The 1856-nt window shown below is 71.8% G+C and carries 2 protein-coding genes; one reads left to right on the top strand and one right to left on the bottom strand.

Going from position 1 to position 1856, the window contains the following annotated elements; genetic code table 11:
- Positions 1 to 50 precede the first annotated feature (50 nt).
- The gene (locus tag CCN51_RS37945) at positions 51 to 1583 is read right to left on the bottom strand and encodes a DHA2 family efflux MFS transporter permease subunit (RefSeq protein WP_043486824.1); all 1533 of its coding nucleotides are present in this window, start codon (positions 1581 to 1583) and stop codon (positions 51 to 53) included.
- Between CCN51_RS37945 and CCN51_RS60275 the strand changes: the two genes are divergently transcribed.
- A partial coding sequence (locus CCN51_RS60275) for a TetR family transcriptional regulator (protein ID WP_425444788.1) occupies positions 1582 to 1856 on the top strand: 275 nt, incomplete at its 3' end. The genes CCN51_RS37945 and CCN51_RS60275 overlap by 2 nt on opposite strands.

Here is a 1856-nt window from a genome sequence, read left to right as displayed (position 1 = left end):
GCGATCGCCTTCGACGCGGCCGACGGGATGCTCACCGCGCTCACCGCCGCCTAACTGCGCGCGCGCCGCGACAGCAGCGCCACCGCCGCGACCGCGCCCAGCGCGACGACTGCGATGCCGCCGAGCAGCGCGTTGGTCATGCCGCTGTTGAACGCCTCACGGGCCGCGTCGGCCAGTCGGGCTCCGGTCCGGCCGTCCAGTTCGGTGGCGGCGCGCAGCGCGCCGGCCAGGGAGTCGCGGGTCGCGTCCGCCGCCTCGGCCGGCAGGCCGTGGGTCGTATCGGCGACGTCCGAGCGGTAGGTGGTGTTGAAGACGCTGCCGAGGACGGCGATGCCGAGGACTCCGCCCAGTTCGCGGGTGAGGTCGTTGAGCGCGGAGGCGACGCCCTGCTTTTCGGGTGGCAGCGCGGCGACGATGGCCTCGGTGGCGGGGGTCGCGGCGAAGGCGATGCCCGCACCGAGGAGGGTGGTGCTGGCGAGGAAGGACCACAGGCCGCCGCCGTCGACCGTGGCGGCCAGGACACCGAGGCCGCCAGCGATCAGGGCCATGCCCAACCCCATCACGGCACGCATGCCGTACCGCTTGGCGAATCCAGGAGCGACCGGCGAGAACAGCATCGCGCCGAGTGCCATGGAGACGAGGGCGAGCCCGGAGCGTATGGGGGAGTAGCCGAGGATCTGCTGCAGATACTGCAGGCCGAGGAAGAAGAAGCCGTACATGGCGATCGACTCGGCCGTGATGATCAGTGAGCCCGCCGAGACGCCCGGCAGCCGGAACACCCGTACGTCCAGCAGCGGGTGCGCGGTCCGCAGCTCCCAGCCGACGAAGGCCGCGAGCCCGACGGCGCCCAGGGCGAAGCCCGTGATCACCGCGCCGTCGGACCAGCCGAGCTCCGGGCCCTCCACGATGCCGAAGACCAGCGCCCCGATGCCGACCACCGACAGCAGGGCGCCCACGACATCGAGCCGCGCCGACTCCGCCTGCTTCGAGGCCGGGGCGATCACGGCGGCGACGACGAGGGCGAGGGCGGCGAGCAGGGCGTTCGTCAGGAACACCGAGCGCCAGGAGTACGCCTCCAGGAGGCCCCCGGCCATCAGCACGGCGAGCAGACCGGATCCGAAGCTGACGCCGGACCAGATGCCGACGGCGCGGCCGCGCTCCTCGGGCGGGAAGACATGGGTGATGATCGACAGGGTCATCGGCATGACCAGGGCCGCGCCCACGCCCGCCAGGGCGCGCAGGCCGATCACCAGCGTCACATCGTCGGTCCAGACGACGGCGCCCGAGGACAGCGCGAAGAGGGCGAGACCCGCGAGCAGGACGCCCTTGCGGCCGTAGCGGTCGCCGAGGGCGCCGCCCAGGAGCAGCAGACCGGCGAAGGCCACACCGTACGCGTTCATGATCCATTGCAGCTCGGACTCGGTGGCCCGCAGGTCGCGGGCCATGTCGGGCACGGCCACCAGGAGCGAGGCGAGCATCCCGACCACGACGGCGAGGGCCAGGCACATCACCGTCAGGACGGCCGTCCGTTGGGCGGTGCCGGGGCGCGGCGGTGCGGTGGGCGGGGCCGTGGACTGCTGCATGGCGATCACTCCGTCAAAGCGAGCGTTTCAATCGAGCATTTCAAACGATCGTTTCAAGTGGAGCATGGATCGCTTGCCTGAATCAAGCGCTCGTTTTACTTTGGTGCCGATGAATGAGCCTCAGCCCGCCCCCGCCCCCGCCCCCGCGCTCCCGACCCTGGACCGGCTCCTCGACGCCGCCGAGCGGCTTTTCGGCGAACACGGCTTCGCCGCCACCTCGCTGCGGACGGTGACGGTCGCGGCCGACGCCAATGTGGCCGCGGTCAACTACCA

It is taken from the genome of Streptomyces milbemycinicus (assembly GCF_002154605.1).
GTDB lineage: Bacteria > Actinomycetota > Actinomycetes > Streptomycetales > Streptomycetaceae > Streptomyces > Streptomyces milbemycinicus.
This window is presented reverse-complemented; position numbering and strand designations above follow the sequence as displayed.

Coding starts and splice junctions, on each gene's coding strand:
- CCN51_RS37945 (WP_043486824.1), bottom strand. CDS start 1,583: ATGCAGCAGTCCACGGCCCCGCCCACCGCACCGCCGCGCCCCGGCACC.